Raw genomic sequence first — 12,420 nt, 5'->3', positions numbered from 1 at the left:
GGCGCAGGCCGAGCGGCTGCGGGCCGGGCTCCGGATCGACTCCGGGGCCCGGCCCGCGCCCGTCTCACGCGATGCGGATGAGCTTCTTGTTCACGAACTCCTCGAGGGCGGGGCGGCCCATCTCGCGGCCGGTGCCCGAGCGCTTCACGCCGCCGAAGGGCAGCTCGGCCGCGTCGCCGAGGACGAGGTTGATCCAGACCATGCCGGCGTCGATCCGGTCCGCCAGGCGCAGCGCCTGCTCCTGGTCGGTCGTGTAGAGGTAGGAGCCGAGGCCGTAGGGGGTGTCGTTCGCGAGGGCGATCGCCTCGTCCTCGTCGCGGACGCGGTAGAGCGCGGCGACGGGGCCGAAGAACTCCTCGCGGTAGGCGTCCATCTCGGGCGTGACGCCCTCGAGCACGGCGGGCGGGAAGAAGTTGCCGGTCACCTCGCCGCTGGCGCGGACGGTGGCCCCCTGCTCGCGCGCGGCCGCCAGCTGCGCCTCGAGGCGCTCCGTCGCGGCGGAGGAGGAGAGCGGGCCGAGGAGGGTGCCCTCCGCGAACGGGTCGGCCGGCTGGGCGCGGGTGAACGCCTCCGTGAACTTCTCGGCGAACGCGTCGTACAGCTCGTCGATCACGATGAAGCGCTTCGCGGCGTTGCAGGACTGGCCGTTGTTGTCCAGGCGCGCGGCGACCGCGTCCTCGACCGCCTTGTCGAGGTCGTCGGTCGACAGGAGCACGAACGGGTCGGAGCCGCCGAGCTCGAGCACGACCTTCTTCAGGTGGCGGCCCGCGAGCTCCGCGACGGCCGCGCCGGCCCGCTCGGAGCCGGTGACGGAGACGCCCTGGACCCGGGGGTCGGCGATGACGGTCGCGGTCTGCTCGTTCGTGGCGTAGAGGTTCACGTAGACGCCGGCGGGCGCACCCAGCTCCTCGGCCGCGGTGCGGAACATGTCGGCGATGGCGGCGGCCGACTCCGGGCACTGCGGCGCGTGCTTGAGCAGGATCGTGTTGCCCGCGACCACGTTCGGGCCGGCGAAGCGGGCCACCTGGTAGTAGGGGAAGTTCCACGGCATGATGCCCAGCAGCACGCCCAGCCCGGCGCGGCGGATCAGCGCGGAGCCGGTGCCCTCGGCGAGCTCGATCGGCTCGTCGGCGAGGAAGGCCTCGCCGTTCTCGGCGTAGTAGCGGTAGATGTCGGCGGCGAAGCCGACCTCGCCCTGCGCCTGGTCGAGCGGCTTGCCCATCTCGCGGACGATGATCGCCGCGAGCTCGTCGGCGCGCTCGACGTGCAGCTCTGCCACGCGGGCGATCAGCGCCGCGCGGGTCGTGACGGGCACGGTTCGCGACCACGAGGAGTAGGCGTCCTGCGCCGAGCCGATCGCCGCGGTCAGCTCGGCATCGCCGAGGGTCGGGTACTCGCGGAGGGTCTCCCCCGTGGCCGGGTCGATCACGGCGTAGTGGGTGCTCATGCGGGCTGTGCTCCTTCGCGCTGGGGGGCCGGTGCGGTCGCGCCGTCCTCGTCGATGATCTCCTGTGCCAGGCGCCTGCCGACGCGGACGGCGCCATCGACGTGCTGGTAGCCCTCGGCGGCGAGGTCGCTCGTGCCGAAGCGGAGCGGACCCACCGGCTCCAGCTGCAGCGCGCCGTACCGGGTCAGCCCGCCCAGGTCGAAGCTCGCGGCGTACGCGCCCTGCGTCCACTCCTCGGACGCCCAGTCGCTCTCGTAGTAGACGACCGGATCGAGTGCGGCCGGGCCGAAGTAGGCGGCGAGCGAGTCGAGGATCGCGGCCTTCCGCTCCGCCTCGTCGAGCGCGAGCACGCGGTCGGCCTTCTCGTCCGAGACGAAGCCGACCAGGGTGCCGCGCTCCTCCCCGTGGTTCGAGTTGTCGTAGGCCTCGTGGACGAGCGAGTGCGGGCTGAACGCGGTGCCGGAGAGGCCGTCGGCGCGCCAGAAGGGCGTGGCGTACGTGGCGTGCACCTTGATCACGAGGCCGAGCGACTGGTGCTGCAGGGCCTGCTGCCGCAGGCGCGGGAGCGGCGGGTCGAACGAGATGCGGCCGACGAGGTTCGGCGGCACGGCGACGATCGCGCGGCGGGCGCGGAGGACGGCGCCGTCGGCGCGCACCTCGACCCCGTCGTCACCGTGGCGGACGGAGCGGACCGGGTACCCGAGCAGGACGCGCTCGGCGCCGAGGCGCTCGGCGAGCCGCTCCGGGACCTGCTGGAGGCCGCCGATCACGCGCTTGTCGAGGATGAAGTCGGCGTCGACCAGGTTGCTGAAGCTCCCCGCGCTCGCGGCCATGAGGAGCGCCTGGAGGAGGGAGAAGGCGTGCGCCGGCTTGGTGAGCATGGCGTCGGCGAGGAAGAGGGCGATGTTGGCCCGTGCCTCCTCGTCGTCGCTCTGCTGCTCCAGCCATGCGGCGAAGGTGATGCGGTCGTAGTCGCGGGCGAGCGGGTGCGTCCACGGCGCCGCCGGATCCGTCTCGGCGACGAGGCGGTCGAGCACCTCGATCAGGCGGGAGATCTCGGACTCGGTGCGCTCGCTCCCCGGGAAGATGTCGCCGGTGAAGCGGCGGGCGGAGCCGTCGGCGCCGATGTAGACGCTCTCGCCCTCGCGGTAGCGGGAGTAGGTGCCGAGGCCGAGCTCGTCGAGGGTCTCGAGGAGCGCCGTCTGGTCCGGCGAGACCCACTGGCCGCCGAGCTCGAGGAGCTGCCCGTCGACCACGCGGGTCTCGAGCCGACCGCCCACCCGCTCGCGCGCCTCGACGACGACGACGTCGAGGCCGTGCTGCTGCAGCCGGAGCGCCGCGGTGAGTCCGGTGGCACCGGCTCCGATCACGACGACGTCGTGCTCGCTGGGGGACATGACTTCTCTTTCCGTCGGTGATCGCGGGAGTGGACGCGCGAATACGGACGATCCTGTCACAGAAGCGGAGGAGAACGTCAGTGAGTGCGCCCGATGGAGGGTGGACTCGAAGCGCCCTCGACCGAACTACATAGGCGTGCTATATTGTTTCTCGTGCCCGATCCCAGTGCCCCCGTGCGTCTCGCCTCCGCCGCCACCGCCCTCACGCGGTTCGCGGGCCGGGCGAGCGGCGCGACCGGGCTCGGCGCGCAGTCCGGAGCCGTCTGGTCGACGCTCGCCGAGCTGCGCACCGCCTCCCCCTCCCGCCTCGGCGAGCTCGCCGAGCGGGTCCGCGTCACCCAGCCGACGATGACCGGCATCATCGCCCGGCTCGACGAGGCCGGCTGGATCCGCCGCGTCCACGACGCCGGCGACGGCCGCGCCTGGCTGATCGAGGGCACTCCCGCCGGCTTCGACGCCCTCGCCGAGCACCGGCTCCGCCTCGAGGCCGCCCTGGCCCCGCTGTTCGAGGACCTCGACGAGGACGACCGCCTCGCCCTCGAGCGCGCCGCGACCCTCGTCGAGGCCCGCGTCGCCCGGATCGCCGGCACCCCCGTCCCCTCCTCCCCCGAGAAAGGCTCCACGCCGTGACCACCTCCCCCCACTCGCCCGCCCAGGGCTCGATCCTGAAGCAGCCGCTGGCCGTCTGGGCCGTCGCCTTCGCCGCGGTGATCGCCTTCATGGGGATCGGCCTGGTCGACCCGATCCTCCCGGCCATCGCCGAGAGCCTGCAGGCGACTCCGACCGAGACCTCGCTGCTCTTCACGAGCTACCTCGTCATCACCGGCGTCGTGATGTTCTTCACCAGCTGGCTCTCCAGCCGCATCGGCGCCAAGAAGACCCTCATGATCGGCCTGGTGCTGATCGTGGTGTTCGCCGCGCTCGCCGGCACGGCGGGCAGCGTCGAGGGCGTCATCGGCTTCCGCGCGGGCTGGGGCTTCGGCAACGCCCTGTTCATCTCGACCGCCCTGTCGACCATCGTCGGCGCAGCGAGCGGAGGCTCCTCCGCGGCGATCGTGCTCTACGAGGCCGCACTGGGCATCGGCATCGCCGTCGGCCCGCTGCTCGGCGGGCTCCTCGGCAGCGTCTCGTGGCGCGGTCCGTTCTTCGGGACCGCCGTGCTGATGGCCGTCGGCTTCATCGCCATCGCGACGCTCCTGCGCGAGGACGGCCCCAAGCCCGCTCCGACTCCGCTCTCGGCGCCCTTCGCGGCCCTCAAGGTCCCGGCCATCCGCACGCTGGCGGGTGCCGCCCTGTTCTACAACATCGGCTTCTTCGTGCTGCTCGCCTACACGCCCTACCCGCTCGGGCTGGATGAGATGGGCCTCGGCTTCACGTTCTTCGGCTGGGGCCTGGGCGTGGCGATCACCTCCGTGTTCGTCGCTCCGCTGCTCACCCGGCGCCTCCCGCGCACCGTCGTGCTGCGCTCGGTGCTGCTGCTGCTCGCGCTCGACCTGATCGCCGGCGGCTTCGTGATCTCGTCGCGCGTCGGCCTGATCGTCTGCATCATCGTCGGCGGCCTGCTGCTCGGAGTCGTCAACACGGTGCTCACCGAGTGCGTGATGGAGGCGACCGACCTGCCCCGCTCCGTCGCCTCGTCCGCCTACTCCGGCGTCCGCTTCCTCGGCGGCGCGATCGCCCCGCCCGCCGCGTCCGCCCTGGCCGCCGCGATCTCGCCGGCCTTCCCGATGTACGCCGCGGCCGGAGCGGTCGCCGTCGCCGCGCTGATCGTGCTGCTCGGACGCCGCACCCTGGCCCGCGCCGACGCCCACGAGCCCGAGCCCGAGCTCGTCGAGGCGCAGGCGATCACGCTCGGCGAGTGACGCGCTCGGCGGGCTTCAGGGGCCCGCCGAGGGGTCGCGAACGGTCGTCATCCGAGCGGGATGGCGGCCGTTCGTGACGCATGGACGCGGTCGAGCGGGGTGGGCGGCGGATCCGACCTGTGGAGAACCGGTTCACGAGGATCGGGAGGCGGGACAGTGGCCGGATGCACGATCCCTCGCCGCTTCCGATCGGACTCCGCGGCCGCGCCTTCACCGTCGCTGACGCTCGCGCGAGCGGTCTGAGCCGCGGGCGGCTCCGCAGCTCCGACCTCCACCGGCCCTTCCACGGCGTCCGCACCGCCGACCCCGACCCCGACCTGCGCCTGCGCGCGGAGGCGCTCCTCGCGCTGGTCGGTCCGGAGGCGCTCCTGAGCCACGTGACGGCGGCGCGGCTCTGGCCGCTCGACCTCCCGCCCGCCGCTGCGGACGAGCCGGTGCACGTCAGCGTCCGCCGGCCGGGACGCGCTCCCCGGCACCGGAACGTCGTCGGCCACGCCCTCGCCGATCCCGACGTCCGCCGTGTCCTCCGCCGCGGACTCCCCCTCACCGATCCGGCCTCGCTCTTCTGCCATCTCTCCGCGCTCCTCGAGCCGGACGACCTCGTCGCGGTGGGCGACGCGCTGGTGCGCACGCCGGTCGTCGGCGATCCGGCCGATCGACGGCCCTGGGTGCCGCTGCCCGACCTGCGGGAGCGCGTGTCGGCCTTCCGCGGTCGGGGCTCGGTGCGACTCCGCGCCGCGCTCGCTCTGGTGCGCGACGGGGCGGAGTCGCGGCAGGAGTCGCGGTTCCGGCTCGCGTCCATGCGGGCGGGGCTCCCGGAGCCGGTGCTGCAGGAGCCGCTGTTCGACTCCGACGGGGTCTTCGTCGGGCGGCCGGACGGCTGGTACCCCGCGGAGCGGGTCGCGTGGGAGTACGAGGGCGACGATCATCGCACCAGCAACCGGCGCTTCGCGCGCGACCTCGGCCGCTACGACGACCTCGCCTCGATCGGGGTCCGCGTCGTCCGCATCGTCGGCGCCGAGTTCGTCCCCCACCCCGAGCGCTCCGTCGAGCGCCTGCGACGAGCACTCGCCGACCGGGCTCCGCATCGACGACCGCCGAGGGGTCGCGAACGGTCGTCATCCGAGCGGGATGGCGGCCGTTCGTGACGCCTCACTGGAGGGCGCGCGCTCAGGAGTCAGGGGGCGACCTCGAAGAGGCGCGGGCGCAGCGCGGACGTGCGCGGGTCGGCGGCGCAGGCGGCGAGCGCCGCCGCGAGGACGCCGCGGGCCGGGTGCGGCTCGCGGACGTACACGTCGACGCCGGCTGGCGTGAACGGCGTCCGGGCGAAGCGGGTGAGCGCCCAGCCCGCCTCGTCGTCGGCGGCCACGAACGACCAGCGGCTGCGGGCGAGGAGGGTCAGCGGCTCGACGCCGCGCCAGCGGAAGCCGGACGGATCGTGCGGGTCGGGGGTGTCGATCCCGACCACGTAGTGCGAGCGCGTGCGGCCGCGCCAGCTGACGACGTCGCCGATCCCGCCGGTCGGGAGCGGCGCGTACGTGATCGCCACCCCCGACCGCGAGCGCCAGAGCGGCAGCGAGGAGCCCCGGACGAACCAGGTGCCGCTCGCGAGCGCCCGGGCGTCGATCATCGGAGGGCGTGCTTGATGTTGGTGCGGGCCAGCGCGACGGCCTCGCCCGCTCCTCCGTTCATCACGATCTTCGAGACCGCCAGCGCGAAGCCCTTCACCTGCGCGCCCGTGATCGTGGGCGGGAGCGAGAGGGCGAGCGGATCCGTCACCACGTCGACGAGGACCGGGCCGCCGTCGGCGAGCGCCGAGCGGAGGGCCTCCTCCACGTCTCGCGGGTCCTCGACGCGGATTCCGCGGATTCCTATCGCCTCCGCCACCTTCGCGTAGTCGACCATCGGCACGTCGACGGCGAAGTCCGGGAAGCCGTCGACCAGCATCTCGACCTTCACCAGCCCGAGCGTGGAGTTGTTGAACACGACGATCGTCACGGGCAGCCGGTAGGCGGCGACCGTGACCAGCTCGCCCATCAGCATCGAGAGCCCGCCGTCGCCGCTCAGCGAGACGACCTGGCGCCCCGGGTGCGAGAGCTGCGCGCCGACCGCCTGCGGCAGCGCGTTCGCCATCGAGCCGTGCATGTACGAGCCGAGCAGGCGCCGCTTCCCGTTGGGGGTGATGTAGCGGGCCTGCCAGACGTTGCCCATGCCGGTGTCGGCGGTGACGATCGCGTCCTCGGAGAGCAGGCCGTCGAGCGTGGACGCGACGAGCTCGGGGTGGATCGGGCTGCGCGTGCCGACCTCGGTGTACTTCCCGACGACTCCGGTGACCAGCTTCTCGTGCTTCTTCAGCGTCTTGTCGAGGAAGCGGTGGTCCTTCCGCTGCACGAGCGGGGTCAGCGCGGTGAGGGTCGCCGCCACGTCGCCGTGGACGGGGTGCGCGACGCTGACGCGGCGCCCGAGCTTCGAGGCGTCGCTGTCGACCTGAGCGATCACGACCTTCGAGGCGTCGGGGAGGAACTGCTCGTAGGGGAAGTCGGTGCCGAGGAGGAGGAGCAGGTCGGCGTCGTGCATGCCGGCGTGCGCCGCTCCGTAGCCGAGGAGGCCCGTCATGCCGACGTCGTAGGGGTTGTCGTACTGGATCCACTCCTTGCCGCGCAGGCTGTGCCCGACGGGCGCGCCCACCAGCTCGGCGAAGGCGACGACCTCGTCGTGCGCGTTCTGCACTCCGGCGCCCGCGAAGATCGCGACGGTCCGCGCCTGGTCGATCGCGGCCGCGAGGGCGCGGACGTCGGCGTCGGCGGGGACCAGGACGGGTGTCGACGGCAGCACGAACGCGGGGAAGCCGTCGACCGCCTCCAGCTCGGCGATGTCGCCGGGGAGGGTGACCACGGCGACTCCGCGGAGCGCCACCGCGCTGCGCATCGCGGCGTTCACGACCCGCGGAGCCTGGGCGGCGGTCGAGATCAGCTCGCGGTAGTTCGAGCACTCGACGAAGAGCCTGTCCGGGTGCGTCTCCTGGAAGTAGGACGAGCCGATCTCGTTGCTGGGGATGTGGCTCGCGATGGCGAGCACCGGGGCGGAGGAGCGGTGCGCGTCGTAGAGGCCGTTGATGAGGTGCAGGTTGCCGGGGCCGCAGCTGCCGGCGCAGACGGCGAGGCGCCCGGTGAGCTGCGCCTCCGCGCCGGCGGCGAAGGCGGCCGCCTCCTCGTTGCGCACGTGGATCCAGTCGATGCCTCCCTTCTCGGATCCGCCGCTGCGGCGCACCGCGTCGACGATCGGATTCAGCGAGTCGCCGACGATCCCGTAGATGCGGGAGACGCCGGCGTCGATGAGCTGAGCGATGAGCTGGTCTGCGACCGTCTTCTGAGCCATGACCCCATTCGACCGGACCGGGCTGAGCGTCCGCTACTCCGGAAAGTGGAGATCCGGATCGAGTGCAGCCCCCTCGGGACGGATGCCCTGCACCCCTAGCCTGGGAGCCGTCACAGGAACACCTCCGTGCCGCAGATCCCGGGAGTCGCCATGAACCGCCGCAGAACCGCCCTCGTCCTGGCCGCCGGCGCGGCCCTCGCCCTCGGCCTGACCGGCTGCTCGGGCCTGAACGGCCTGATGGGAGGCGAGACCCGCGACGACGAGACCGGGGAGATCACCGAGGGCGGGACGACCGACGTCTTCCAGCTGCGCGTGGGCGACTGCCTGAACGGAGAGCTCAGCGAGGAGGCGACCGAGGTCACCGACGTGCCGACCGTGCCCTGCACCGACCCGCACGTCTACGAGGTGTTCCAGAACCTGACGATGGCCGACGCCGACGAGTACCCGGGCGAGTCCGTCGCGACGGAGCAGGCCGAGACCGACTGCGTCACGGCGTTCGAGTCGTTCACCGGGATCGGCTACCAGGACTCGGCGTACGACTTCAGCTACTACTACCCGACCGCCGAGAGCTGGGGCACGGGCGACCGCACGATCAACTGCATGATCACCGACCCGAACGGGCCGAGCACGGGCACGCTGGCGGGCGTCGCGGCCTGATCGCGATCCCCGCGCGCGGAGGTGCCGGTCCCGCCGAGCGCTCCGCGCGCGGCCGGGGTCAGTCGCGGTCGCGCGCGGGGAACAGGCGCAGCAGCAGGCCGGAGCCGATCCAGACCACGGCGATCCCCGCGACGAGCCAGGAGGCTCCGAGGCCGGACGCCGCTCCCGCCAGCACAGCGCCGACGGCCGCTGCGGCGGAGCGCAGCCCCGCGCCGATCGTGAACACCTGCGAGCGGACGGCGGCCGGGCTCTCCTGGTCGCGCAGCAGCAGCATCGCCGCGTTCGAGGGGGCCGTGAAGACGCCCGCGACCGCGAAGGCGGCGATCGCCACGACGACGCCCAGGTCGGGAACGGCGACCAGGAGGACGGCGCCGGTCGCGATGTAGGCGGCGCCCATGGTCCACGCCGGCGGACGGCGGGTCCAGCGGCGGGCGGCCACGGCGAGGGCGCCGAGCAGGCCGCCCACGGCGAAGGCGGTCAGGATCCACGCGGCGGCGTCGGTGCTGCCCAGCCGCTCCACAGAGAGGCTGATCGCCGCGACTCCCGCCGCTCCGCCCGCGACCTGGCTGAGCGTGCCCGCCGAGGTGACCACCGCGATCGGACGATGCCGCACGAGGTGGGTGACGCCCGCGACGATCGTCCGCAGCACGCCGACGGTCGGCGCCGGACGGGCCTCCATCGCCAGGCCGAGCGACCCGACGACGCCGATGAGGGCGAGGACCGCCATGGCGAGCATCGCGGTCCGCGCTCCCCCGACTCCGACCGCGAGGCCCACGATCGCCGGCCCGCTGATCGAGGCGACCGTGTACGAGAGCGAGTCCTGCGCGTAGGCGCGGCGCGGCTCCGGGATGGCGCTCGTGACGAAGCTCGACATGCCGCCCATGTAGACGGGCGTCGCGAGCCCCGCGAGGAGCAGCAGCACCACGATGAGCGGCGTCGGCACCTCGCCGAGGAAGGCGGCGACCGCGAAGGCGACGGCGGTCGTGAGCGCGGCGCCGACCAGGAGCCGGCGGGGGCGGCGGACCCGGTCGAGCACCGTGCCGACGAGCGGCGCGGCGATCACGGCGGGGAAGAGCGCCGCTCCGGTCAGGGCGCCGCCGAGCGCGACGTCGCCGAGACGCTCGACGGCGAGGACGGGGAGGGCGACGACCATGCCGGCGCTGGCCAGGCGGAGGGGGATCGACGCGGCCTGGTAGCTGACCGCGCTCATGCGGGACCGGGGATCGACATCACCTCCGATGGTGCCACGGCTGCGGGGCCGGGTCGGCCGGGGAGGCAGGCCACCGGCCTCTGAGCGGCCTGCGGCGGCGCGCCCTAGGCGATCGGCGTCCGCGCCGCGAGCTCGGCCGCCGCCGCGACGCCCAGGCGCCAGGGCGCGCCGTGGCCGGGCAGGAGTGTCCGCGCCCCGGTCCCGGCGAGGACCCGCAGCGAGTCGAGGGACTGCGCCGTGTCGGCGGTGGCGGCGCGCGCGACCAGGTGCGGGCCGGTGCGCGCGGAGTAGGGGTCGAGCGTGACCAGCGCGTCTCCGCCGATCACCGCGTCGCGCTCGGGCAGGTGCAGCGAGACGTGCCCGTCGGTGTGCCCCGGAGTCGCGAGCACGCGGGGCGATCCGGGCACGTCGAGCACCGCTCCGGCGGTCAGCGGCAGGGTCCCGTGCACGGGCGGCACCGCGAGCGCGCCCGCACGGGCCATCGCTCCGAGCACCGGGATCGCGGAGGGGTGCAGCAGCGGGTACACGAACGGCGTGCGCTGGCGGCGGTAGGAGTAGGGCTGCGCGGCGAGCGGCTGGTCGGCCGCGTGCAGGTGCACGGGGACGCCCCGCCGGACGAGGCTGCGGGCGACGCCGAGGTGGTCGAAGTGCGCGTGGGTCAGCACGAGGGCGTCGATGTCGCCGAGCGAGCGGCCGAGCACCTCCAGCGCGCGGACCAGGTGCGGCCACGTCCTCGGGAGACCTGCGTCGACGACGGTCAACCGGCCCGCCTCCTCGATCAGGTAGAGGTTCGTCCAGGCGTGCTCGAGCCGGTGCACCCCGGGTGCGACGTCCCGGTGCAGGCTCGCGCCGCCCCCTCGCCGCTGCTGCCGGCCCTGCTGCTCGCGCTGCTGCTGCTCCATCGTGCTCCCGCCCCTCCGGGCCCGCGCCCGATCGCGACGACGCTACGAGCGTCTGCGACGGGTCGGACAGGGCGTTGACGGCGGGGGTCCGCGTCGTGCAGGGCTCAGCGGCGCCGCCCGCGGAGGGCGAGCTGCACCGCCGCGAGCAGGAGGAGGACCGCGAAGAGGATCCCGGACACGCGCGCCGGCAGGAGGAAGGAGAGCGCCACTCCGGCGAAGGAGAACGCCGTCGCGGTGAGCCCGACCACGAGGCCCGCGCGCACGTCGAGCAGGCCGCGCCGGGCGTTCGCGATCGAGCCGGTGACCGCCGTGGGGATCATCGCGGCGAGCGACGTGCCCTTGGCCAGGAGGTCCGCGAGCCCGAAGGCCCCGACCAGGACCGGCACGGCGATCGCTCCGCCGCCGATGCCGAAGAGGCCGGAGGCGACGCCCATCCCGATGCCGAGCCCCGCGAATCCGGGCCACACGCCCCAGCCCTCGGCGACGTCGCCGGTGTCGTTCGAGCCGAACACGGCCATCCGCACCGCCGCGGCCACGAGCAGCGCCACGAACATCCAGCGCAGCACCCCCAGAGGCAGCCGCGCGAGCAGCCAGGATCCGGCCACCGCCCCGAGCATCGCCGCAGCCGCGATCACCGCCGCCGGGACCCAGGCGACCTGGCCGGCGAGGGCGTAGCCGAACGCTCCGGCGACCGAGGTCGGAGCGATCGCGAGCAGCGAGGTGGCGGAGGCGCGGCGCTGGTCCATCCCGGCCCACGCGATCAGCATCGGCACCATCACGATCCCGCCGCCGACGCCGAACGCGCCCGACAGGGTCCCGCCGACCGCGCCGATCAGGGCCAGGACGAGCAGGGCGCGCGGGCGCATGCGCGCGGCCGTCCGATCGGGGAGGGGCGCCTGCGGGGCGGTCGCGTCGGTCACGGCTCCATGCCACCACAGCACCGGGCCGAGGGCGAATCGACGGGCGTCGACCGCGTTCCTGAGAGGACCGGCCCGGCCCGGCCCGCCTCTCTGGCAGTTGCCTGGGCGGGCCGGATCCGACCGTGACGTTCGGCGTCGACGGAGCGTCCTACCTGCATACCCCGCCTGATCGAGCGATCGGGCCCCGAGCGAAAGAGGAGACCATGGCCGAGACCACCGCGACCACCACCCGTCAGACCAGCACCGGATCCGGACGCACCGTGATCGAGGACGGCGTCATCGCCAAGGTCGCCGGCATCGCCGCGCGCGAGGTCCCGGGCGTCCACGCCCTCGGCGGAGGAGCGGCCCGAGCGATCGGCGCCATCCGCAGTGCGATCGGCAACGACGACCGCGGCCAGGGCGTCAAGGTCGAGGTCGGCGAGCGCCAGGTCGCCGCCGACATCACCATCGTCGCCGAGTACCCCGCGCCGCTGCAGAAGGTCGCCGAGAACGTGCGCTCCGCCGTCGCCGACGCCATCCAGCACATCGCCGGCATGGAGGTCGCCGAGATCAACGTGACCGTCCAGGACGTCCACATCCCCGAGGACGACACCCAGGAGTCCGACCCGCGCGTCGTCTGACCCGTTCCCCCCGCACCGACGCCCCGG

Annotated in this window: 12 protein-coding genes; 5 read left to right on the top strand and 7 right to left on the bottom strand. The window is 73.9% G+C overall.

Annotated elements, in window-relative coordinates; genetic code table 11:
* Positions 1-64: 64 nt before the first annotated feature.
* Both C5C95_RS01470 and C5C95_RS01465 read right to left on the bottom strand, forming a co-directional pair.
* Positions 65-1,447, bottom strand: a complete 1,383-nt coding sequence (locus C5C95_RS01470; RefSeq protein ID WP_104269731.1) for an NAD-dependent succinate-semialdehyde dehydrogenase — start codon at positions 1,445-1,447, stop codon at positions 65-67.
* Positions 1,444-2,844 carry an NAD(P)/FAD-dependent oxidoreductase gene (locus tag C5C95_RS01465; protein WP_104323649.1) on the bottom strand — a complete coding sequence of 467 codons (1,401 nt, stop codon included), beginning with the start codon at positions 2,842-2,844 and terminating at the stop codon, positions 1,444-1,446. Before C5C95_RS01465 ends, C5C95_RS01470 begins: the two co-directional genes overlap by 4 nt.
* A 153-nt stretch (positions 2,845-2,997) precedes the next feature.
* On the opposite strand from C5C95_RS01465, the gene C5C95_RS01460 reads away from it, so the two are divergent.
* The 3 genes from C5C95_RS01460 to C5C95_RS01450 all read left to right on the top strand — a co-directional run bounded on the left by C5C95_RS01460 (position 2,998) and on the right by C5C95_RS01450 (position 5,854).
* Complete coding sequence (locus C5C95_RS01460; RefSeq protein WP_146084654.1) at positions 2,998-3,474, top strand: MarR family winged helix-turn-helix transcriptional regulator; 477 nt, start codon at positions 2,998-3,000, stop codon at positions 3,472-3,474.
* Complete coding sequence (locus C5C95_RS01455; protein ID WP_104323648.1) at positions 3,471-4,706, top strand: MFS transporter; 1,236 nt, start codon at positions 3,471-3,473, stop codon at positions 4,704-4,706. The genes C5C95_RS01460 and C5C95_RS01455 overlap by 4 nt, the downstream gene beginning before the upstream one ends.
* Before the next feature lie 164 nt (positions 4,707-4,870).
* On the top strand, positions 4,871-5,854 hold the full coding sequence (locus C5C95_RS01450) for a hypothetical protein (protein ID WP_104323647.1): 984 nt from the start codon (positions 4,871-4,873) through the stop codon (positions 5,852-5,854).
* A gap of 29 nt (positions 5,855-5,883) precedes the next feature.
* On the opposite strand, the gene C5C95_RS01445 is transcribed toward C5C95_RS01450, so the two are convergent.
* Both C5C95_RS01445 and C5C95_RS01440 read right to left on the bottom strand, forming a co-directional pair.
* Positions 5,884-6,336: a hypothetical protein gene (locus C5C95_RS01445; protein ID WP_104226090.1), complete on the bottom strand. Its 453-nt coding sequence runs from the start codon at positions 6,334-6,336 to the stop codon at positions 5,884-5,886.
* Positions 6,333-8,084, bottom strand: a complete 1,752-nt coding sequence (locus C5C95_RS01440; RefSeq protein WP_104226089.1) for a pyruvate dehydrogenase — start codon at positions 8,082-8,084, stop codon at positions 6,333-6,335. The genes C5C95_RS01445 and C5C95_RS01440 overlap by 4 nt, the downstream gene beginning before the upstream one ends.
* A gap of 150 nt (positions 8,085-8,234) precedes the next feature.
* On the opposite strand from C5C95_RS01440, the gene C5C95_RS01435 reads away from it, so the two are divergent.
* A complete protein-coding gene (locus C5C95_RS01435) occupies positions 8,235-8,741 on the top strand; it encodes a septum formation family protein (RefSeq protein ID WP_104226088.1) in 507 nt (168 codons plus the stop codon).
* Positions 8,742-8,799: 58 nt separating this feature from the next.
* On the opposite strand, the gene C5C95_RS01430 is transcribed toward C5C95_RS01435, so the two are convergent.
* The 3 genes from C5C95_RS01430 to C5C95_RS01420 all read right to left on the bottom strand — a co-directional run bounded on the left by C5C95_RS01430 (position 8,800) and on the right by C5C95_RS01420 (position 11,773).
* Entirely contained in the window at positions 8,800-9,951 is a 1,152-nt protein-coding gene (locus C5C95_RS01430) for an MFS transporter (RefSeq protein ID WP_104226087.1), read from the bottom strand.
* 104 nt (positions 9,952-10,055) lie between these two features.
* A complete protein-coding gene (locus C5C95_RS01425; protein ID WP_104225146.1) occupies positions 10,056-10,853 on the bottom strand; it encodes an MBL fold metallo-hydrolase in 798 nt (265 codons plus the stop codon).
* Positions 10,854-10,957: 104 nt separating this feature from the next.
* Positions 10,958-11,773 carry a sulfite exporter TauE/SafE family protein gene (locus tag C5C95_RS01420; RefSeq protein ID WP_104233037.1) on the bottom strand — a complete coding sequence of 272 codons (816 nt, stop codon included), beginning with the start codon at positions 11,771-11,773 and terminating at the stop codon, positions 10,958-10,960.
* 203 nt (positions 11,774-11,976) lie between these two features.
* Here C5C95_RS01420 and C5C95_RS01415 point away from each other — a divergent pair, with 203 nt between their 5' ends.
* The gene (locus tag C5C95_RS01415) at positions 11,977-12,393 is read left to right on the top strand and encodes an Asp23/Gls24 family envelope stress response protein (protein ID WP_104323646.1); all 417 of its coding nucleotides are present in this window, start codon (positions 11,977-11,979) and stop codon (positions 12,391-12,393) included.
* Positions 12,394-12,420: the final 27 nt, after the last annotated feature.

This window comes from Rathayibacter sp. AY1B7, from assembly GCF_002932735.1.
GTDB lineage: Bacteria > Actinomycetota > Actinomycetes > Actinomycetales > Microbacteriaceae > Rathayibacter.
The sequence above is the reverse complement of the archived record's forward strand: the minus strand, read 5'-3'. Positions and strand labels throughout refer to the sequence as shown.